Source organism: Streptomyces sp. NPDC031265 (assembly GCF_055570295.1).
The window spans coordinates 25,514-45,343 of record NZ_JBVIHM010000032.1 but is presented as its reverse complement, the minus strand read 5'-3'; the positions used below and the strand labels follow the sequence as shown (position 1 = coordinate 45,343).

Genomic DNA, 19,830 nt, shown 5'->3' with positions numbered 1-19,830 from the left:
CGTGTGACCCTTTTTCTTGCTCGTCGACCCCGCCCTCACACGGGGCCGACGAACACGAACCACGCCCCCCCCCCCCCCCCCCCGCCCCCCCCCTGGGCCCTTCGCTCTGCGGGGGTGGTTGTGCGTACCGTTCCCCGCTGCTTCGAGGGTGTCAGCCGCCCAGGGGGCGGGCCGGCGCCGGGCGCGGGCTGCGCTCGGGGTGCTGAGGGCGCCTGCTGGCCGCCGGGGGCACCGGCGGGCGCTCGGGGCGGGGACCGGCGCCCGGCGGGCGGGCCGCGCCGCGAGCCCCTGCGGTGCGCCCGCCACTGGCCGCGCCCACCGGCTCGCGTACGGGGGCGTCGTCCTCGCTCGCGATGCGCTGGGCGAACACGCCGGGCAGCGCGCCGGCCGGAACGGGCAGTGCCGGAACGGCAGTTCCGCGTGCGCGCCACTTGGCCCGCAGCGCGAAGACCAGCGCCTCGGCGCGGGCGATGAGCGGCTCGCACCAGGGCAGGGCCAGCAGGATGAGCAGTCCGGCCGCCCAGCCGAGGAGCACGTCGCTCACCCAGTGGGTGCCGAGGTAGACGGTGGTGGCGCCGACGCCCAGGGCGACCACGGCCGAGATCACCGACAGCCAGCGCCGGGCCCGCGGGGTGGTGGCCAGATAGGCGAGGATGCCCCAGGTCACGACCGCGTTGGCGGTGTGGCCCGAGGGGAATATGTCGCCGCCCGCGAACAGTTCGGCCGAGCCGATCTGCGTCGCGTAGTGCGGGCCGAGGCGGCCGAGGCCGAGCTTGACCGCGCCGACCGTGATGTTCAGGAGCAGCAGCGAGGCGCCGAGCGCGAGCAGCGGGCGCAGGGTGTGCTGCCGCCAGGAGCGCCAGCCCAGCCAGGCCGCGACCATCACCGCCGTGGGGCCGCGCTGGCCCAGGACCACGAAGTAGTCGAGGAAGGCGTGCAGCTGCGGCCACTGCTCGTAGGGCCGGAACAGCATGACCTTCCAGTCCAGCTCGACGAGCCAGGACGAGGCGAGCACGGCGACGACGATGGCGACGTAGAACGCCATCGTCGCGCTGAAGAGGATCACGCGATGACGGCTCATCCGCGGGATCGCTATCTTCGGCGGCTCGGGCTCCCGGTCCAGACGGGCGAAGATTCGGTCGGTACGCACTCAATCGACGTTACAGCGAGTGAGTGACGGCCCAGGCCGATCCGGCGGCTTTGTGATGACGATGTGATGTGGAGTATGTCTCACGGCACGGTTTATTCCCGGGCCCGGGAAATGTGTGGATGACCTTGGAATCTATTCCGCCGCAGGCCGGTGCGGAACGCTCTTTGAATCCGCTGAACAGATTCTCCGGGAAGCGGGACGGAATTCATCGTTCAGCCATCGGGCCTGGCACCGGGTGCCAGGATTCACCGACACGGCGTGCCAAGATCATTAATGCCCCGGGTGGCGCTCCCCGCACTCCGCACGCCTGTGGCGTACGCCACAGGCGTGCGTCCAACGGGGTGAGAGGTGTACCACGTGCCGATGGCTGGAACTCGCGTACGCTGACGAATCACTCGCTCGTCGATGCCGGACCCACAAGACCACTCAGGTACAGGGTCCGCCGAGAGCGGGGACGATGCGTCACCGCGAGGCCGGCGCGTCCCGGGACCCCGGCAGGGGCCGCCGTACAGGAGGTACACACGTGGCAGGAACGATGACGGACGCCGCACGCGCGCGTGCGACCGCCGGTGGTGCCAACCGCTGGGTCGTCCTCGTCGTCCTCTGTGTGAGCCTGCTGCTCGTCGCGCTCGACGCGACCGTCCTGCACGTCGCCGTTCCCTCGGTCACCGCGGACCTGCGCCCCAGCGCCACCGCACTGCTGTGGATCGTCGACGCCTACCCGCTGGTCTGCGCCGCCCTCCTCATCCTCTTCGGCACCCTCGGCGACCGCGTCGGCCGCCGCCGGGTGCTGCTGCTCGGTTACGGGATCTTCGGCCTGGCGTCCGCCGTGGCGGCCCTGGCCGGGTCGGCCGAGCTCCTGATCGTGGCCCGTGCGCTGCTCGGCGTCGGCGGCGCGATGATCATGCCCGCCACGCTCTCCATCCTCCGCGCGGTCTTCCCGGACCGTCGGGAACGCGCCACCGCAATCGGTGTGTGGACCGCCACCGCGGCGATAGGTGCCGCCACCGGACCCGTGCTCGGCGGCTTCCTCGTCCAGCACTTCTGGTGGGGCTCGGTCTTCCTGATCAACATTCCGCTGATGGCGCTGATCCTCCCGCTGGGCCGCAAGCTGCTGCCCGAGTCGAAGGGCGGCGCAGACGGGCCGTGGGACGTGCTCGGCGCGCTGACGGCCGCCGCCGGGGTGATCACCCTGGTCCTCGGCGTGAAGCGGCTGGGCGCCGGCCACGGGCTGCTCGACCTCTTCACCCTGGCGCCGCTGTGCGCGGGCACCGCCCTGATCGTCCTGTTCGTACGGCGCCAGAAGCGGCGCCGCCATCCGCTGGTCGACATGCGGATGTTCGCCCGGCCCACCTTCTCCACCTCGATCGGGTGCATCGTCCTCGCCATGCTGGCGCTGGTCGGCCTGGAGCTCATAGCCGTCCAGTACCTCCAGCTGGTCCTCGGGCTCAGCCCGCTGGAGACCGGGCTGCGGCTGCTGCCCCTCACCTTCGCCGCCATGGCCGCCGGGGCCACCGGCTCGTGCACCCTGCGCCGTTTCGGCCCGCGCACGATGGTCGGCTGCGGCTTCGCCCTGACCGCCGCCGCCGTGCTGCTGCTCGTCCTGATGGGCCAGCACGACCGGCCGCTGCTGCTCACCAGTGCCTTCATCGTCCTGGGCTTCGGCCTCCAGACGACCCTCTTCGGGGCGTACGAATCGATGCTGAGCGAGGCGCCCGCCGACTGTGCGGGCGGGGCCGCCGCGATCGGCGAGACCTCCTACCAGCTCGGCGCCGGAATGGGCATCGCCCTGCTCGGCAGTGTGATGAACGCGGCCTACGCGCCCGGGCTCGCCTCGGTTCCCGGGGTCCCGCGCGAGGCCTCGGCGGGCGCGGCCAACTCCCTGGGCGAGGCCTATGACATCGCGGACCGCCTCGGCGGCCCCGCGGGCGCGGCCCTGCGCAGCGCCGCGCAGCACTCCTTCGTCCATGGTCTGCATGTGACGCTGCTGGTCAGCGCGGGTCTGCTGGTCCTGGGCGCGCTGGCCGCGCTGCGGCTGCCCCGGGTGATGGAGTGCGGGGCGCAGCACACCGAGCTCGCGCCCGGGCTGCCCGAGCAGCGGACCGAGCCGCACGCCAGGGTCCACGCGGCGGCGGGTGTTCCGGCCACCGAGGTGGCGGGATCCGGGCCCGGCGGTCACTGAGGGAGTGGGGCCCGCGCGGACGGGCGGGTCTGGACGCGCGGCACACTGAGCCGTAACGTCAGCGGGCAGCAATAACTACCACTGCTAGTTTTAGCTGAGCCGCACAGGTTCTGAGCGAGCCGCCGGAGGCATCCTCATGTCCGCACCCGCCAAGCTGCCCCCCTTCGACCCGGCCGACCCCCTCGGGCTCGACGACCTGCTGAGCGACGAGGACCTCGCGGTCCGCGCCACCGTCCGCTCCTGGGCCGCCGACCGGGTCCTGCCGCACATCGCCGAGTGGTACGAGAGCGGCGAGCTGCCCATCCGCGAGCTCGCGCTGGAACTCGGCGACATGGGCGCGCTCGGGATGTCGCTCACCGGCTACGGCTGCGCGGGCGCCACCGCCGTCCAGTACGGCCTGGCCTGTCTGGAGCTGGAGGCCGCCGACTCCGGCATCCGCTCCCTCGTCTCGGTCCAGGGCTCGCTCGCGATGTACGCGATCTGGAGGTTCGGCTCCGAGGAGCAGAAGGAGCGCTGGCTGCCGTCGATGGCGGTCGGCGAGACCATCGGCTGCTTCGGCCTCACCGAGCCCGACCACGGCTCCGACCCGGCCGGGATGCGTACGTACGCGAAGAGGGACGGCACCGACTGGGTGCTGAGCGGCCGCAAGATGTGGATCACCAACGGGTCGGTCGCCGGAGTAGCGGTGGTCTGGGCGCAGACGGACGACGGGAGTGGCGGCGGCGGTATCAGGGGATTCGCCGTCCCCACCGACACCCCCGGCTTCTCGGCGCCCGAGATCAAGCACAAGTGGTCGCTGCGGGCGTCGGTCACCAGCGAGCTGGTCATGGACGAGGTGCGGCTGCCCGCCGACGCGGTGCTGCCGGGGGTCACCGGGCTCAAGGGCCCGCTGAGCTGTCTCTCGCACGCGCGGTACGGGATCGTGTGGGGCGCGATGGGCGCGGCCCGTGCCTCGTTCGAGGCGGCGGTGGACTACGCGAAGAGCCGCGAGCAGTTCGGCAGGCCCATCGGCGGCTTCCAGCTCACCCAGGCCAAGCTCGCCGACATGGCGGTCGAGCTCCACAAGGGCGTCCTGCTCGCCCACCATCTGGGGCGGCGCATGGACGCGGGCAGGCTCCGTCCGGAACAGGTCAGCTTCGGAAAGCTCAACAACGTACGGGAGGCGATCGAGATCTGCCGCACCTCGCGCACGATCCTCGGGGCCAACGGGATCTCGCTGGAGTACCCCGTGATGCGGCACGCCACCAATCTGGAGTCGGTGCTCACCTATGAGGGCACCGTGGAGATGCACCAGCTGGTGCTGGGCAAGGCGCTCACCGGACTGGACGCGTTCCGCTAGGAACGGCGGTCCGGTGAGCGCCCTGCTCAGCTCTGGTTGCTGTATCTCCCGGGGGGCAACCCCCGGACCTCCGGCCGGGCGCCACTGGAAGCTCAGTTCTGGTTGAAGAAGCCGCCGGTGGCGCGGCTCGCGGCCTCGCCGCTGACGATCTGGGTGTCGGCGGGGGTCAGCAGGAAGACCCTCGTCGCCACGCGCTCGATGGACCCGCGCAGCCCGAACGTCAGGCCGGCCGCGAAGTCCACGACGCGCTTGGCGTCACCGGGCTCCATGGACGTGAGGTTCACGATGACCGGGACACCTTCGCGGAAGAGCTCGCCGATGCCGCGCGCGTCACGGAACCCGTCGGGCGTGACCGTGGCGATCCGGCGCCCCTGCTCGTGGGCCGCCTCGGAGGCCACCCGCACCCGCGGGTCCGTCACCCAGGCTTCGCCGGACTCGGCTTCCTCGGTGTACTCGTCGTCGTAGTAGCGGTCGTCGTTGTCCTCGACAAGTCCCAGCCAGGCACTCGCCTTGCGCACCGATCCCATGGACGCCTCCTCTCACAGCGGACTTCTTCTTGCTACTTCTCGCGTTCCGCACCCCTATGGTCGTCCATGATGCGGATACCGCGCCAAGTGGATAGCCGTCGTGTAGGGGATTCGTGACGGGACTGGTGCAGAAAATGTGGCGAATCGTCAGCTTTCTTCCGCTGTACGACAGGTAACGGATACAAAATATGAACTTCCGTCCAGACGGGTGATGGAGCGGACGTACGGGTGAACGGATCGCTCGATACGATGCCTGCCGCACTGTTGAACGAGGCGTGGGGCGAGGTGCCCCGCGGCACCCGGGGGAGCGTCGTGTTCGGAATCGTCAGGCCCTGCTCGCATCGGCTCACCGAGGGTCTGAAAACCGAGTGGATGGCCCATCTCTGCGGCCTCTGCCTGGCACTTCGCTCCGACCACGGCCAGCTCGCCCGGGTCGTGACCAACTACGACGGGCTGATCGTCTCGGTTCTGACGGAGGCTCAGGTCGAGAGCGGTACCGGGCGCAGGCGCACCGCCGGGCCCTGTCCGCTGCGCGCGATGCGGACGGCCCCGGTCGCCCAGGGCGAGGGCGCCCGGCTCGCCGCGGCCGTCTCGCTGGTCCTGGCCTCGGCGAAGGTCCGCGACCACGTGGCCGACCGGGACGGCCTGTTGAAGCGCAAGCCGGTGGCGCTGGCGGCCCGCCGGCTCGCCGCGAGCTGGGACCGGGCGGGCGCCCGCACCGGCGCCTCCCTCGGGTTCGACACGGCGGTCCTGGTCGACGCGGTCGACCGGCAGACCGCGATCGAGGCGCTCGCGGGACCGGGCACCTCCCTGCTCACGGTCACCGAGCCGACCGAGACGGCCACCGCCGCGGCCTTCGCGCACACGGCCGTACTCGCCGGGCGCCTCCACAACGCCGAGCCGCTGGCCGAGGCGGGCCGCCTCTTCGGGCGGCTCGCGCACCTCCTGGACGCTGTGGAGGACCAGGCGTCCGACGCCGCAGCGGGTGCCTGGAACCCGCTCACGGCGACCGGTACCGACCTGGCCGAGGCCCGGCGGCTCGCCGACGACGCGGTGCACGGCATCCGGCTCGCCCTGCGCGAGGTCGACTTCGTCGACGGCAGACTGGCGCACGTCCTGCTCGCCCACGAGCTGAAGCAGTCCGTGAACCGGTCCTTCGGCACGGCGGGCTGCGCCCACGGCGTCGACGGTGCCCACGGTCACACCGCTGTCGATGGCCACGGTCATGCCGACGCCGGCGTCCACGGTTCCCACCAGCCCGGTCCCTACGGGTCGCCGCCGCCCGGCGGTCCGTACGCACCCGTGCCCGGCAACCCATACGGTTCGCCGCCGCAGGGCGAAGGCCCCAGGCCCCCCGCGCCGCGCGGCTTCCTCGCGGGGTGCGGCGTCTTCGCCGGGCTCTGCTGCACCTGCCAGATGTGCTGTGCCAAGGAGTACGAGGGCCCCTGGTCGCGGAAGAAGCAGGAAGGCTTCTGCCGCGACTGCGACTGTGACTGCTGCGATTGCTGTGATGTCTGCAAGTGCTGCGACGGGTGCGATTGCTGTGATGGATGCGACTGCTGCGACTGCGGTTGCGACTGCTGACGTATCGTCACATATCGCGCACGTAGGGTCACTTTTGTTCGAGGGGTGAGATCTGCGACGAACCGGCCGCGGACTGGCACGCCGAAGCGTCGGGGGAGTGCGGTGGTGCGAGGGGTGCGCGGTGTCAGCTGTGTGAAGGCGAGGGAGAACGGCGCGCGGGCAACGCCACCTTCAACGAGCCCTACGAGCTCGCCCGGCGCTTCGCCTCCCTGGACCACCTCTCCGGCGGACGCGCTGCCTGGAACGCCGCCGACATCCGGCGCCGCCAGGTCTCCCCGCAGAACGCGATCGTCGCCCTGGAGCAGATCTGGGGCCGCGACCTGTCCGCGTACGACCCGGACGGGCCACTCCCGGAGATCGACCCGGACCCGGACTCCGGGCTGGTCAAGGGCCGGGTGAAGGTGGAGACCCCGTTGCGGTCGCCGCCAGGTGGCGGGCGCTGTCCGAGGCCAAGGGCCTCTCCATCCGGCAGACGGTCATCGAGACGACCGGCCGGCAGTCGTTCATCGGGACACCGGCCTCGGTGGCCGCACGGCTCACCGAGTTCGTGACGGCCGACGCCGCCGACGGCTTCATCCTCGTCCCGCATCTCACACCGGGCGGACTCGACGACTTCGTCGACCGGGTGGTGTCGCTGCTGCAGGAGCGGGGGGTCTTCCGTACGGAATACTCCGGCCCGACACCGCGCTCGCACCTGGGGCTGCCCACCCCCGTACGGAAGGGTTGAACACATGAGCACGGACGCGGCGAGGGATCCGCAGGACGCGGCACAGGAGTGGAAGAACTGGCACGAACGGCGCATCGAGACCGTCTCGGCGCCCTACGGTCCGCTGGCGCTGACCGGCACCCACTGGCTCGCCGACGCGGTGGAGGGGCGAATTCCGGCCGTGCCGGGCGAGTGGCGCGAAGACGACGACGCGGTGGTGCTCACGGCCGCCGCGCAGGACGGGATCACCCTCGACGGAGAGCCCTTCAGCGGCGAGGTGCGGGTGACCGCCGACCACACGCCGGCCGGTGAGTCCCGGCTGGCCCAGGGCGCGCGGCGGCTCGTGGTGCTGCGCCGCGAAGGGCTGTGGGCGGTGCGGGTCTGGGACCCCGAGGCCGAGCGACGACGCGCCTTCGCGGGCATCGGGGCGACGCCGTACGAGGCGCGCTGGGCGGTGCCCGCCACCTTCCGCCCGTACGACGAGGCGCGGACCGTACGGGTGGTGAACGCCGACGGAGTGGAGCGCGGGCTCGGCCTCGGCGGGGAGCTCGCGTTCGCGCTCGACGGCCGGGAACAGACCCTCCAGGTGGCGGTCGAGGACGATGGCGCGCTCTGGGCGGTGTTCGCCGATGCGACCAGCGGGGATTCGAGCTTCCGGTTCCGTTTCCTGCGCCCCGGCGCACCCGATGCGCAAGGACGGCTCACGGTGGACTTCAACCGCGCGCTGCTGCCGCCGTGCGCCTTCGCGGAGCACTTCATCTGCCCCTTCCCGCCCCCGGGCAACACCCTCGACGCGGCGGTCGCGGCGGGCGAGCGGACCGTCCTCACCCGCTGATCCGCGAGCTCCCCAACCCCAACGGCCCGGCCGAAAGGCGCCCTTGCGCCCGACGGCCGGGCCGCCGAATACTCCCTCCAAAGCGCTTGTCAGGAGCACGGCTTGCGCTCAACAGTGCTGCCGTCAGCTCTGGCTGCGCCTCACGGGGTCCCCCCACCCAACTCGGGCCCCTCGATTCCCCTCGGGAGGAAAAGAAGTGAGGATCAAGCGCACCACCCCCACCCGCCACCGCGGTCTCGCGAGACGCACCAAGGCAGTCGCCCTCACCGCAGGGCTCCTCGCCGCCGGCGCCCTCGCGGTCCCCACCGCAAGTGCCACCCCGTCCCAGGTGTTCAGCGCCACCCAGCTCTCCGCCGCCAGCAGCGCCGTGCTCGGCGCCGATGTCGCGGGCACCGCCTGGAGCGTCGACCCCGCCACCCACACGCTGGTCGTGACCGCCGACTCCACCGTCAGCAAGGCCGACATAGCCAAGATCAAGCGACAGGCCGGAGCCAACGCGTCCGCCATACGCGTCGAGCGGACCCCCGGCAAGTTCAGCAAGCTGCTCTCCGGCGGCGACGCCATCTACGCGCCGAGCTGGCGCTGTTCCCTCGGCTTCAACGTCAAGAAGGGCAGCACCTACTACTTCCTGACGGCCGGTCACTGCACCGAGGGCAAGCCGCCCTGGTACACCAGTTCCTCGCACTCCACGAGCATCGGCCCGACGGTCGGCACCAGCTTCCCGGGCAACGACTACGGCCTCGTGCAGTACACGAACACCTCGCTCACCCACCCGAGTGCCGTGGGCGGCCAGCACATCAGCAGCGCGGCCAACCCCACGGTCGGCCAGACGGTCACCCGGCGCGGCTCGACCACCGGCATCCACAGCGGCCAGGTCACCGCGCTCAACGCCACCGTCAACTACGGCGGCGGTGACATCGTGTACGGCCTGATCAGGACCACGGTGTGCGCCGAGCCCGGCGACTCCGGCGGCCCCCTCTACGCCGGCTCGACCGCGCTGGGCCTCACCTCCGGCGGCAGCGGCAACTGCTCCTCCGGCGGTACGACCTTCTTCCAGCCCGTGGTCGAGGCCATGAACGCCTATGGCGTCAGCCTCTTCTGACGGCTGATCACCTCGCTGCCCCGGCAGCGGCGAGCCCCCGTCCGGCCACCGGGCGGGGGCTCGTTCCCTGCGCATGTCCGATGGACACGACTGGACGCGATGCGCCTTTTTGGGAGGATGTTCACGGCGGAGAGGCGACCGGACACGCGGGGTGAGTCAGTGAAACGCATCGGAGTGACCGGTCACCGAGACATTCCCTCCGAGGCGCTGGGGGAGATCCGCACCTGTCTGCGGAGCCTGCTGTGCGGACACGACGGTTCGCTGGAGGCCCTCTCCAGCCTCGCGGTCGGCGCGGACCAGCTGTTCGCGGCCATCGCCCTGGAGTGCGGCGCCTCCCTGACCGTGGTCATTCCCAGCGGCGACTACGAGAACGGCTTCGCCGACGCCGCCGAACTCGCCCGCTACCAGGGGCTGAAGGGGCAGGCCGCGCAGGAGGTCCGGATGGACTTCCCGTACGCGACGGACGAGGCGTACTACGCGGCCGGCGCCTATATCGCGGACAACTGCGACCGTCTGGTCGCCGTCTGGGACGGCCAGCCCGCGCGGGGGCTCGGCGGCACCGGCGACATCGTCCAGTACGCCCGCAGCCAGGGCAAGTCGGTCACGGTGGTGTGGTGCGACGGGGTGCGCCGCCCGTAGGACCCGTCCGGGGCGGTCAACTGCGGAGCCGGACCAGCCAGTCGGTGTGCTGGGGCGACACGACCCGCTCGGTCTCGTAGACCGCCCCCGGCCACTCCCGCTCGCTGACCGTGTTCTCCATGGCCACGTGCATCTCCTTGAGGTCCTGTTCCACCAGGGAGTGCGCCGAGATCAGTGGCTGGTGGCGGCGGATCTCGCTCCACGCCAGACACGCGGCCGCGGCGGCCGAGAGCAGTCCGGCGACCTTGACGCCCTGGGCCGCGCCGAACATGTGCAGCGTCGCGAAGAGCAACGCGAGAACGGTGAGCAGGGTGATCGCCGAGGTCCACAGCGCGGTGGCCCGCTTGGAGGCCTCCTGTCGCCGCCGGTACCAGTTGCGCTGCTCGATCAGCCGGTCCCGGACGTACGTCTCCTTGCGTACGGTGAACGCCTTCGCCCGTAACTCCCGCATGGGCGCGGTGATGAGGGGTACATCGGCCAGGCCCGACGCCCGGTCCTCGCGTGGATCCCGCCAGCCGACCTTGCGCAGTTCCCGCAGTCCTTCCTCCAGGCGGAGGGTGAACAGACCTTCGGGATCGTGTGCGTGGGAATCGAAGGGGGCGCCGTGCACGGCATAGCGCCAGCACATGGATTTGATGAACTCGGCCGCCGAACGGTTCAGTTGCCAATGCGATTTCGCATGCTCGCGGGCGGCGCGGAAGCTCACCGCGAGCACCCCCGCGTACGCCAGTGCGCTGAGCGCGCTCGTCAGCTGGAAGTCACCATCGAGCGTCATCTTCCACGGCAGTGCCGCCAGCGCCGCCCCCACCACCAGCAGGCACAACTGCCAGCGGGTGCTGTTCACCGCGGCCCGCTGGCGCCCTATCGCGAGTGAGTCCGCGTGATGGAAGAGACCCGGCAGGTCGGCGTTGCGGAAGACCATGCTTTGCAGAGGACCGGGAATCGCCGTCACATCCACCCCTGTCTGCGGTTTTAGTCATCACTCTTTCGATGGAACGACCCGTTCCGTACACCTTCCGCCAATGCTGGGTCACGCGTTTGCGGCAAGCGGTCGTGCTCAGTTGCCAACAGTGGCCAAGAGAGTAAAGTCGTGCCGCCGACACTGCAACGGTGCATGTCGTCGGTACCACTGTCCACATGCAGGAATTACCCACCAAGGACGGCCGTGAAGACCTCCGAGAATTCCCTCTCCTTCGCCCCTGCGAAGAAGAGCCGTGTGCCCCTGGCAGACATCGACGTCCGCGGCGCGGACGCCGCCAGGAAGCTCGGCCGCGTGCTGCCCTCCTCGATCGGCCGCCCCGTACAGGCGTCGACCTTCAACTCGGCTCTCTAGTCTGTCGGAGAGCTCTAGACTGGCGGAATGACTGGACCCGTGGTCCCATTCCGCGAGATCGTGCTCAAGGTTCACAGCAGATGCGATCTTGCTTGTGATCACTGCTATATCTACGAAGCCCCTGATCAGAGTTGGCGTACCCGCCCCAAGGCAATCTCTGACGAGGCGATTTCCTGGACGGCCCGGCGACTGGCCGAGCACGCCGAGAAACACGTACTGCCCTCCGTGTCAGTGATCCTGCACGGAGGGGAGCCGCTGCTGGCGGGCCCCGCCAGGCTGCGCCGGGTCTGCGAGGAGCTGACCGCCGCCCTCGACGGCGTCGCGGAGCTCGATCTGCGCATTCACACCAACGGCCTCCAGCTCAGCAGCCGCTACCTCGACCTGTTCGACGAGTTCGGCGTCAGGGTCGGCATCTCCCTCGACGGCGACCGGTCGGCCAACGACCGCCACCGCCGCTTCGCCGACGGCCGCACCAGCCATCCCCTGGTCCTCAAGGCCGTCGAACTGCTCCGGAGCGAGCGCTACCGCCATCTCTTCCTCGGGCTGCTCTGCACCATCGACGTGGCCAACGACCCGGTCACCGTCCATGAAGCGCTCATCGCCCTGGACCCGCCGCGCATCGACTACCTGCTGCCGCACGCCACCTGGGACGCGCCCCCGGCCCGGCCGGGGGGCTCCCCGACCGAGTACGCCGAGTGGATCCTGGCGGTCTTCGACCGGTGGGAGGAACAGGGCAGACCGGTTCCGGTCCGGCTGTTCGACTCCGTACTGTCGACGTTGAACGGCGGCCCCAGCCTCACCGAGTCCCTGGGCCTGGCCCCCACCGACCTCGTCGTGGTGGAGACCGACGGCACCCTGGAACAGGTCGACTCGCTCAAGAGCGCCTACGAGGGCGCGGCCGCCACCGGGTTCGACGTCTTCCGGCACTCGTTCGACGAGGTCGCCGCCCATCCGGGCGTACGGGTGCGCCAGCTCGGCCTGGCCGGGGTCGGGCCCGAGTGCCGGCAGTGTCCGGTCGTCCGCTCCTGCGGCGGCGGGCTCTACACCCACCGCTACCGCTCGGCGAACGAGTCGGCGGGCAGGGGCGCCTTCGACGGGCCCTCGGTCTACTGCGCGGACCTGGAGGCGCTGGTGCGGGGCATCGAGGCCCGCACGGCCGCCCGCCTCGTCCCCGGCGCCGTCACCGACCCCGGTGAACTCTTCACGGCCGAGCACGAGCTCACCCGCACCCTGCTCGCCCGCCTCCACGCCGATCTGGCCGGACGCGGCGGCCCCGAATGGGCCGAGGCCTGGCGGCTGGCCGCCGTCGTCGACGGGCCGGGCCTCGACGAGGTGCTGACGCATCCGTACGCGCGCGGCTGGCTGCTCACCACGCTGGAGGCGCTGCGCACGGGCCGGCCCGACGCCGTCGCCCACGCCCACCGCCTCGCCGCCTACACCGCGGCCGCGGCCGTGCGCGGCAGGCTCGACGTGCCCGTCACCGTCGGGTACGCGGACGGCAGGCTGGTGCTGCCCACCCTCGGGGAGCTGAGGATCGGCGCCCGGGGCGAGTCCGGCCGTGCTCAGGTGGTCTCGGCCGAGAAGGGCTTCCGGGTCCGGGGCGAGCGCTTCGAGCTGGAGGTGGAGTGCCCGCGCGAACCGTGCGGCGACTGGCTGCCGGTGCGGGGCCTCGGCCGGGACGGGGCGCCCGATCCGGCGCTCGACGACCTCGACCCGTACCGCGACTGCTTCGGCACCCAGGTGCTGCCGCGCCTGGGCCTGGCCGAGGCCGACGAGTGGAGCGGGCGCCTGGCCGCGGCCTGGGGGCTGCTCTCGGCCACTGTGCCGGGCCACGCGGCCGCCGCGGCCGCCGCGCTGACCACGCTCACCCCGCTCGCCGGCGCCGGCGAACCGGTGGCCGGACGGCACGGCTACGGGGCGCTGGGGGTACCCGTGGGGCTCACGGGGGACGCGTTGGCGCTGGGGCTGCTGCGGGGCTTCCGCAGGGCCAGATTCCGGGCCCTGCGCGATGTGGCGGACCTGTACGCCCTGGACGGCGGGTGGCTCCACCGGGCCGACTGGCGCAAGGAGCCGGTGCCGGTTTCGGTCCTGTTGGCCGAAACGCATGAGCGGGTGGCGGTCGCCGCGTACGACAGGAGTGCACGCACTCTGGCGGAGACCCGGCGGGCGCTGGAAGCTCTTCAGGGGGCGGCCGAACTCACCGTGGGTGGGAAGAGCCTGGTCGCCGACGTCCTGCTGGAGTGGGAAGAGGCAGCCCGTGGATGAGCGAGCCCAAGCAGTGCCGGAGAGCGCGTTATTCGACGACCTGGTCGCCATGGGGGTCAACGAGGGGGACACCCTGCTCGTGCACGCCTCGATGAGCGGTCTGGGGCACGGCCCGCGGGCGCTGGGGCAGGCCCTGCGGGCGGCGGTCGGCGGGCGGCTCAAGGGCACCCTGGTGGTCCCGGCCTTCACGCCGGAGAACTCGCTCACCTCCGTGGCCCACCGGCGGCGGAGCAGAACAGTGCTCCGGGATCCGGCGGCGTACAGGGACTTCAAGCGGCGAATGGAGCCTTTCGACCCGGACCGGACCCGAAGTCAGGGAATGGGCCGGTTGGCGGAGTGGGTGCGCACCTCGGACGGGGCGGTGCGCAGCCGCCATCCCCAGACGTCCTTCGCCGCCTGGGGCTGCCGTGCCCTGGAACTGATGGAGGGACACGAACCCGATTGTCATCTGGGCGAGAAGTCGCCGCTCGCGGCGCTGTATCGGGCCGACGCCCGGGTACTCATGATCAATGTGGGATTCGGTGTCTGCAGCGCCTTTCACCTCGCGGAATACCGGTATCCGCACAACCCGCCCAAGAAGCTGTACAGCTGTGTGGTGCGGGACGAGAGTGGGCGTCGTGGATGGTTCCACTATCCCGACGTCGATCTCGACGACAGCGACTTCGAGGCGGTCGGGGCCGACCTTCCGGAAGAAATGCGCAAAGAGTGGCAGCTGGGACGGAGAACCGCCCGGTTGTTTTCGATCAAGGGGGCGGTGGACCATGCGGTGGGCTGGATGGCCGAAAAGCGGCCTTGTTTGACCGAACGGTGAGGGGATGGAGCGCCGTGCGCTCCGGAATGATGTTCTTCAATACTGCAGGACGGGGGTCGTGTGCACGCATCAGCGCAGCCGCGTCCGGCCGACCAACATCGGCCCTACTTCTTTCTGAGTTACGCGCACACGCCGAGGTACGGGGCGGGCGGCCCGGACCCCGACATGTGGGTGGAGCGGCTCTTCCGTGATCTCTGCGGCCATGTGATGGCCATGACCGACCTGCCCGCCGGTGCGCCCGCCGGCTTCATGGACCGGGAGATACGCTCCGGCGAGGGCTGGTCGGAGCGCCTCGGCGAAGTCCTTGCCTCCTGCCGGGTGTTCGTGCCGCTGTTCTCGCCGCGCTACTTCGCGAGCGAGATGTGCGGCCGTGAGTGGTACGCGTTCGAGCAGCGCACCATCCAGCACCAGGCGTACACCAACCGCCCGGCCGAGGCGATCGTGCCGGCCCTGTGGGTGCCGGTCCCGCCCGAGCAACTGCCCGGGCCCGCCGAGCGGTTGCAGTTCAACCACCGGGCCTTCGGCGACCGCTACGTCACCGACGGCCTCTACGGGCTCATCAAGCTGCGCATATTCGCCGAGGAGTACGAACGCGCGGTCTACGAGCTCGCCAAACGGATCGTCAGCGTCGCCGACGCCACCGCGATCCGGCCCGGCCGCCACGTCGACTACCGGCTGGCGCCCAGCGCCTTCGGCGCGGCCCCCAGCGAGGGCCCACGCCCCATGCACGTCACCGTCGCCGCGCCCACCCGGCACGAGCTGCCCGAGGGCCGCGACGACGCGTACTACGGGGAGAGCCCGCTGGAGTGGAACCCCTACCACCCCATCTCCGCCCGGCCGCTGGCCCTGGTGGCGGAGGACATGGTGCGCTCGCTCAACTACCAGACCACCGTCTCCTCCTTCGACGAGGAGGTGCTGCACCTCGACGGCAAGCAGCCGCCGTCGCGGCCCGAGGTCCTGCTGGTGGACCGGTGGGCGCTGGAGGACGAGGACCGGCGCGCCCGGCTCGCGGCCTTCGACGCCGAGCACCGGCCCTGGGTGAGCGTGGTCGTCCCCTGGAACCGCGACGACACCCAGAGCCGGGCATCGGAGGTGGAGTTGACGCACCGTCTGGAAGAGACCATGCCGTCCCAGATGCGCCAGGGGCGGGCCGCGTGCCGGGCCGCAGCCAAGGGCGTACCGAGCATGGAGGCCTTCGGGCAGATACTGCCCCAGGTCGTGGAGGCGGCGGCACAGCAGTATCTGAGACACGCGACGGTCTATCCGCCCGCGGGGGGCGGGCACACCGAACGGCCGCGCCTGGTCGGGCCGATGGGCACCGATTTCGGCACCACGCAATACATCCCCGACAGGCTCGATCACGCGCCCGATGCGGAGGAGACGGATGACAGCCAGTCGTGACGGACGCATCGTCACGTTCTACTCGTACAAGGGTGGTACGGGCCGCACAATGGCCCTCGCCAACACGGCCTGGATCCTTGCCGCCAACGGCAAGCGGGTCCTCGCGGTGGACTGGGACCTGGAGGCCCCGGGGCTGCACCGCTTCTTCCACCCCTTCCTCGACCCCTCGACACTCGGCGCCACCACCGGGGTCATCGATCTCATCACCGAATACGCCTGGGCCGCCACCAGTCCCGTGCCGCGCTCGGACGACTGGCACCGCGACTACGCGCGCATCCAGCCGCACGCCGTCTCGCTCACACCCGAGGCACTGGGCTGGCAGTTCCCCGACGGCGGCACCCTGGACTTCGTCTCCGCCGGCCGGCAGAACCGCGAGTACTCGGCGACCGTCTCCACGTTCGACTGGGACAACTTCTACGACCGGCTCGGCGGCGGCCACTTCTTCGACGCCCTGCGCGAGGACATGAAGGAGAACTACGACTACGTCCTGATCGACAGCCGCACCGGCCTCAGCGACATCGCCGACATCTGCACCGTCCACCTCCCCGACGTCCTGGTGGACTGCTTCACCCTCAGCGACCAGTCCATCGACGGCGCCGCCTCCGTGGCCCGCCAGATAGACGAGCGCTACAGCGGGCAGAACATCCGCATCCTGCCCGTCCCCATGCGCATCGACGAGGGCGAGAAGGAGAAGGCGGACGCCGGCCGGGCCCTCGCCCGCCTCAAGTTCGACCGCTTCCCGGCCGGACTCTCCGGCGACGAACTCACCGCGTACTGGGGCGCGGTGGAGATTCCGTACCGCCCCTACTACGCCTACGAGGAGACGCTGGCGACCTTCGGCGACGAGGCCGGGCTCTCCAACTCGCTGCTCTCCGCCTTCGAGCGGCTCGCCTCCGTCGTCACCGAGGGCCGGATCACCTCGATGCCGACCGTCAACGAGGAGATCCGACTGCGGATCCGGGACGCCTTCACCCGCCGCAGGCCCGCACTTCCGGCCGATCTGTTCCTCAGTTACGTGGCCGAGAACCGGATGTGGGCCGACTGGATAGAGTCCGTGCTGACCCGGGCCGGGTTCCGGGTGGTGCCACGAGACGTGTCGGCCGAGCCCAGCAGCGCCGACGGGGAGGCGGCCGCCGCCGAGAACGCGGCCCGTACCGTCGTCCTGATCTCCAGCGCCTACCTCAAGTCGGCCCGCGCCGTGGAGATCTGGTCCCGGGCCGCCGCCGAGGACCCCTCGGGCGCCCGCCGCCAGCTGCTGCCGCTGCGCGTCGGAGACGTACGGCTCACCGCGCCCTACATCGACCGCAACCCGGTGGACCTGTTCCGGCTCGACGAGGTGCACGCCACCACCGCGCTGCTGCGGGCCCTGGAGCGGCCGGTGCAGATCAGCGACGGGGTGGCGCCCGGACCGCGCTTCCCCGGCACCGTCCCCAAGATCTGGAACGCGCCGCCGCGCAACCCCGGCTTCACCGGCCGCTCGCTGGTCCTGGAGCGGATGCGCGACCAGCTCGGCGGCGGCCTCGCCGTCGTCCTGCCGCAGCCGCAGACGCTGTACGGACTCGGTGGCGTCGGCAAGACACAGGTGGCCCTGGAGTACGTCCACCGGTTCATGGCCGACTACGACCTGGTCTGGTGGATCTCCGCCGAGCAGCCCGACGACGTGGTGGCCGGCCTCGCCGAGCTCGGCGTACGGCTCGGGGTGCAGGGCGGCGACGACATGAACTCCGCCTCCCGCGAGGCCATCGACCTGCTGCGGCGCGGGGTGCCCACCTCGCGCTGGCTGCTGGTCTTCGACAACGCGGACGACCCCGAGCAGCTCAAGCGGTTCTTCCCGCCGGGCGGCCCGGGCCACGTCCTGGTCACCTCCAGGAACCAGACCTGGTCGCAGTACGGCGACGCCCTGCCCGTCGACGTGTTCCTGCGCGAGGAGTCCATCGAGCACCTCCAGCGGCGCGCCCCCGGGCTCACCGTGGACGACGCCGACCAGGTCGCCACCGCGGTCGGTGACCTGCCGCTCGCCGTCGAGCAGGCGGCGGCGTGGATCGCGGAGACCGCGACGCCGGTCGCCGCCTATCTGGAGCAGCTGGCCCAGCAGGCCCCCAGCGTCCTCGCGCTCAACCAGCCCGCCGGATACCCCCAGCCGGTCGCCGCCACCTGGAACGTCTCCATCGAGCGGCTGAAGCAGCGCTCACCCGCGGCGGTCCGCCTGCTCCAGCTCTGCGCCTTCTTCGCGCCCGAGCCGATCTCCGCCAATCTCCTCTACAGCAAGGAGATGATCGACGCGCTCAAGCCGTACGACGCCACGCTCCAGGAGAAGCTGGTGCTCGGCCGGGTCATCCGGGAGATCGGCCGGTTCGCCCTCGCCAAGGTCGACCAGGTCGGCAGCTCCATCCAGGTGCACCGGCTCGTCCAGGCCGTGATCCGGGCGCAGTTGAGCGACGAGGAGCAGATGGACGCCCGGCACGCCGTGCACCGCATCCTCGCGGGCGCCCGGCCGGACGCCGACGAGCCGATCGACAACCCGGAGACCTGGGCGCAGTTCAACACCATCTGGCCGCATCTGACCCCGTCGGGGGCGCGCCTGTGCGACGAGCCGGAGACCCGTCGGCTCCTCATCGACCGCGTGCGCTACCTGTGGAAGCGCGGTGACTTCAACGCGGCCGCCAACCTCGCCGAGGACCTGCGCGAGGAGTGGCGCGAGAAACTGGGGCCCAACGACCTCCAGTACCTGTACCTGCGCTTCCACCTCTCCAACATCCTTCGCTCGCGCGGCCGTTACGTCGAGGCGATGGAGATGGACGAGGAGACCCTGGCCCGCCAGACGGAAGTGCTCGGCGCCACCCACCCGCACACGTACATGACCACCAGCGCCCTGGCGATGGACCTCGGCGCGCTCGGCCAGTACAGCAAGGCGATGGAGCTGGCGACCGAGGCGCACGAGGGGTTCCGGCAGATCTTCGACGAGTCGCATCCGCGCACGCTCGCCGCCGCCAACAACCTCGCCCTGAACATGCGGATGCTCGGCCAGTACGCCCGGGCCCGCGAGCTCGACCAGGACGTCTACGACCGGCGCACCGAGGTGCTCGGCCCGGAGCACCCGTACACCCTCTCCTCCGCGATGAACCTGGCGCGGGACCTGCGGGAGATCGGGCGCTACGAGGACTCGGTGGCGCTGCTCAGCCGGACGTACGACCTCTACAAGGAGCAGCTGGGCCGGGCCTTCCCGGGCACCCTGGCGGCGGCCAAGAGCCTCGCCGTGTCGCTGCGCCGGGCGGGCCGGCTCGACGACGCGCGGCGGCTCACCACCGCGACCCGCAACCGCTACCGCGCCAAGTACACCTCCGCCAACCCCGACTGGCTGGCCTGCGACCTCAACATGGCCGCCGACCTGTTCGCGGCCGGGGACTCGGCGGCGGCGCGGGACGCGGCCCAGGAGGTCGTCGACCAGTACATCAAGGTGCCGGGGGAGCGGCACCCGTACACACTGGCGGCCAGCAACAACCTGGGCATCTACCAGTGGGGCTGCGGGGCGCTCGACGCCGCCGACACCCTGTTGGAGACGACCATACGGACGATGCGCGACATACTCGGGGAGAACCATCCGCACGCGCTGTTCGCCACCGTCAACCTCGCCAATGTGAAGGCCGACATGGGCGATCTGGAGAGCGCCCTGGAGATCGAGCGCAACGCGGTCGCGCGGCTGCGGGAGGTGCTGGGAGCGCACCACCCCGAGACGCTCGCCTGCGCCGCGAACATGTCGGTGACGCTCGACGGGCTCGGCCGCAAGGAGGAGGCGCTGCACGTGCGGGCGGAGGCCGTGGAGGAGCTGCAACGCCTGCTCGGCGACGAGCACGCGTTCGTCCGGATCGCCCGGGACGAGCGCAGGGTGCAGCGGGACCTGGAGCCGCTCGCGGTGTGAGGTGAGGGGACGACCGGTGCGACCGGAGTGATCGCAC

14 protein-coding genes and 1 pseudogene are annotated in these 19,830 nt (G+C 71.1%); 12 read left to right on the top strand and 3 right to left on the bottom strand.

Annotated elements, in window-relative coordinates:
- Nucleotides 1-151: 151 nt before the first annotated feature.
- A complete protein-coding gene (locus ACZ499_RS33820; protein WP_468412019.1) occupies nucleotides 152-1,150 on the bottom strand; it encodes a phosphatase PAP2 family protein in 999 nt (332 codons plus the stop codon).
- A 535-nt stretch (nucleotides 1,151-1,685) separates the two neighbouring features.
- Here ACZ499_RS33820 and ACZ499_RS33815 point away from each other — a divergent pair.
- Together ACZ499_RS33815 and ACZ499_RS33810 are read left to right on the top strand one after the other, a co-directional pair.
- Nucleotides 1,686-3,332 (top strand): MFS transporter, encoded by a 1,647-nt coding sequence (locus ACZ499_RS33815; protein WP_468680255.1) that lies wholly within the window; start codon nucleotides 1,686-1,688, stop codon nucleotides 3,330-3,332.
- Between the two features lie 136 nt (nucleotides 3,333-3,468).
- On the top strand, nucleotides 3,469-4,671 hold the full coding sequence (locus ACZ499_RS33810; protein ID WP_468412015.1) for an acyl-CoA dehydrogenase family protein: 1,203 nt from the start codon (nucleotides 3,469-3,471) through the stop codon (nucleotides 4,669-4,671).
- Nucleotides 4,672-4,763: 92 nt separating this feature from the next.
- On the opposite strand, the gene ACZ499_RS33805 is transcribed toward ACZ499_RS33810, so the two are convergent.
- Nucleotides 4,764-5,198, bottom strand: coding sequence for a cell division protein SepF (locus ACZ499_RS33805; RefSeq protein WP_468680187.1), 435 nt, complete (start codon nucleotides 5,196-5,198; stop codon nucleotides 4,764-4,766).
- A gap of 312 nt (nucleotides 5,199-5,510) precedes the next feature.
- On the opposite strand from ACZ499_RS33805, the gene ACZ499_RS33800 reads away from it, so the two are divergent.
- The 5 genes and pseudogenes from ACZ499_RS33800 to ACZ499_RS33780 all read left to right on the top strand — a co-directional run bounded on the left by ACZ499_RS33800 (nucleotide 5,511) and on the right by ACZ499_RS33780 (nucleotide 10,064).
- Entirely contained in the window at nucleotides 5,511-6,782 is a 1,272-nt protein-coding gene (locus tag ACZ499_RS33800) for a DUF5685 family protein (RefSeq protein WP_468680253.1), read from the top strand.
- Nucleotides 6,783-7,024: 242 nt separating this feature from the next.
- Nucleotides 7,025-7,509 (top strand): annotated as a pseudogene (locus ACZ499_RS33795) (F420-dependent methylene-tetrahydromethanopterin reductase); the annotation flags it as partial.
- 4 nt (nucleotides 7,510-7,513) lie between these two features.
- On the top strand, nucleotides 7,514-8,323 hold the full coding sequence (locus ACZ499_RS33790; protein ID WP_468680186.1) for a DUF1684 domain-containing protein: 810 nt from the start codon (nucleotides 7,514-7,516) through the stop codon (nucleotides 8,321-8,323).
- A gap of 196 nt (nucleotides 8,324-8,519) precedes the next feature.
- Complete coding sequence (locus tag ACZ499_RS33785; RefSeq protein WP_468680185.1) at nucleotides 8,520-9,425, top strand: S1 family peptidase; 906 nt, start codon at nucleotides 8,520-8,522, stop codon at nucleotides 9,423-9,425.
- A gap of 159 nt (nucleotides 9,426-9,584) precedes the next feature.
- Nucleotides 9,585-10,064 carry a hypothetical protein gene (locus ACZ499_RS33780; protein ID WP_468680183.1) on the top strand — a complete coding sequence of 160 codons (480 nt, stop codon included), beginning with the start codon at nucleotides 9,585-9,587 and terminating at the stop codon, nucleotides 10,062-10,064.
- Between the two features lie 16 nt (nucleotides 10,065-10,080).
- On the opposite strand, the gene ACZ499_RS33775 is transcribed toward ACZ499_RS33780, so the two are convergent.
- Nucleotides 10,081-10,986 carry a DUF4231 domain-containing protein gene (locus ACZ499_RS33775; RefSeq protein ID WP_468680181.1) on the bottom strand — a complete coding sequence of 302 codons (906 nt, stop codon included), beginning with the start codon at nucleotides 10,984-10,986 and terminating at the stop codon, nucleotides 10,081-10,083.
- Between the two features lie 294 nt (nucleotides 10,987-11,280).
- Here ACZ499_RS33775 and fxsA point away from each other — a divergent pair, with 294 nt between their 5' ends.
- From fxsA to fxsT, 5 genes are read left to right on the top strand one after another with little or no spacing between them, the layout of a single operon-like run.
- Nucleotides 11,281-11,397, top strand: a complete 117-nt coding sequence (gene fxsA, locus ACZ499_RS33770) for an FxSxx-COOH cyclophane-containing RiPP peptide (protein ID WP_371651714.1) — start codon at nucleotides 11,281-11,283, stop codon at nucleotides 11,395-11,397.
- Between the two features lie 27 nt (nucleotides 11,398-11,424).
- The gene (gene fxsBH / locus ACZ499_RS33765; protein WP_468680180.1) at nucleotides 11,425-13,662 is read left to right on the top strand and encodes a radical SAM/SPASM protein FxsBH, inactivated beta-hydroxylase extension form; all 2,238 of its coding nucleotides are present in this window, start codon (nucleotides 11,425-11,427) and stop codon (nucleotides 13,660-13,662) included.
- Nucleotides 13,655-14,473, top strand: a complete 819-nt coding sequence (locus ACZ499_RS33760; RefSeq protein ID WP_468680179.1) for an AAC(3) family N-acetyltransferase — start codon at nucleotides 13,655-13,657, stop codon at nucleotides 14,471-14,473. The genes fxsBH and ACZ499_RS33760 overlap by 8 nt, the downstream gene beginning before the upstream one ends.
- Before the next feature lie 60 nt (nucleotides 14,474-14,533).
- Nucleotides 14,534-15,874 carry an FxsC protein gene (gene fsxC, locus ACZ499_RS33755; protein WP_468680177.1) on the top strand — a complete coding sequence of 447 codons (1,341 nt, stop codon included), beginning with the start codon at nucleotides 14,534-14,536 and terminating at the stop codon, nucleotides 15,872-15,874.
- Nucleotides 15,858-19,793 carry an FxSxx-COOH system tetratricopeptide repeat protein gene (fxsT, locus tag ACZ499_RS33750; RefSeq protein WP_468680175.1) on the top strand — a complete coding sequence of 1,312 codons (3,936 nt, stop codon included), beginning with the start codon at nucleotides 15,858-15,860 and terminating at the stop codon, nucleotides 19,791-19,793. Before fsxC ends, fxsT begins: the two co-directional genes overlap by 17 nt.
- Nucleotides 19,794-19,830 lie beyond the last annotated feature (37 nt).

Coding starts and splice junctions, on each gene's coding strand:
- ACZ499_RS33815 (WP_468680255.1), top strand. CDS start 1,686: ATGACGGACGCCGCACGCGCGCGTGCGACCGCCGGTGGTGCCAACCGC.
- ACZ499_RS33810 (WP_468412015.1), top strand. CDS start 3,469: ATGTCCGCACCCGCCAAGCTGCCCCCCTTCGACCCGGCCGACCCCCTC.
- ACZ499_RS33805 (WP_468680187.1), bottom strand. CDS start 5,198: ATGGGATCGGTGCGCAAGGCGAGTGCCTGGCTGGGACTTGTCGAGGAC.
- ACZ499_RS33790 (WP_468680186.1), top strand. CDS start 7,514: ATGAGCACGGACGCGGCGAGGGATCCGCAGGACGCGGCACAGGAGTGG.
- ACZ499_RS33775 (WP_468680181.1), bottom strand. CDS start 10,986: ATGGTCTTCCGCAACGCCGACCTGCCGGGTCTCTTCCATCACGCGGAC.
- fxsBH (WP_468680180.1), top strand. CDS start 11,425: ATGACTGGACCCGTGGTCCCATTCCGCGAGATCGTGCTCAAGGTTCAC.
- fxsT (WP_468680175.1), top strand. CDS start 15,858: ATGACAGCCAGTCGTGACGGACGCATCGTCACGTTCTACTCGTACAAG.